This window comes from Desulfobulbus alkaliphilus (genome assembly GCF_016918545.1).
GTDB lineage: Bacteria > Desulfobacterota > Desulfobulbia > Desulfobulbales > Desulfobulbaceae > Desulfobulbus > Desulfobulbus alkaliphilus.
Map to the genome: position 1 here is coordinate 1 of NZ_JAFFQC010000134.1, position 549 is coordinate 549.

1 protein-coding gene and 1 pseudogene are annotated in these 549 nt (G+C 63.2%); both read left to right on the forward strand.

Translation table 11 applies throughout. From position 1 onward, the window contains the following. Window positions 1–99: metal-sensitive transcriptional regulator (locus JWG43_RS20395; protein WP_504208224.1), on the forward strand; the 99-nt coding region annotated here is incomplete at its 5' end. Between the two features lie 176 nt (window positions 100–275). Continuing rightward, a pseudogene (locus tag JWG43_RS17755) lies at window positions 276–549 on the forward strand (heavy metal translocating P-type ATPase); the annotation flags it as partial.

The window sequence follows — 549 nt, forward strand, 5'->3', positions numbered from 1 at the left end:
TTGCAGCACTGCGTGCGCGACGGCATCGAACACGGGGATGCCGACGCCACCATCGCAGCCTTTGCCAAGGCCGTGGAACATTTTTCCCGTCGCAGCTAGCCGGGCTTGCCCGGTTTTTTTTTGGCCCCTGCTTGACTACCTATACCCCTATAGGTATCTTGAGGCCGATCGAATACTTTTCCACCCGCCTGTCCCCGCGCACATCCGCCGCAGAGCCTTCCGGCACATGCCGGACTTGCGATGCTCATGACGCCCCGGACAGACAAGGAGGCTCCATGCTGGCAGACGTCAAGGAATGGCTCAGGGAAGAGCCCCGGCAGGCACTGGCCCTGGGCATATCGGCAGTGGCCCTGCTGCTGAGTTTTCTGGAACTTGTCCCCGGTCCTGTGGACCCGGCCTGGCTGGCCGTGCTGCTGTGCGGCGTGCCCATCATCAAGGAAGGCGCCGAAGGCCTGTTCACGCGCTTCGACATCAAGGCCGACGTGCTGGTCTCGCTGGCCCTGCTGGCGTCCGTCATCATCGGTGAGATCTTCGCCGCCGGTGAGGTGG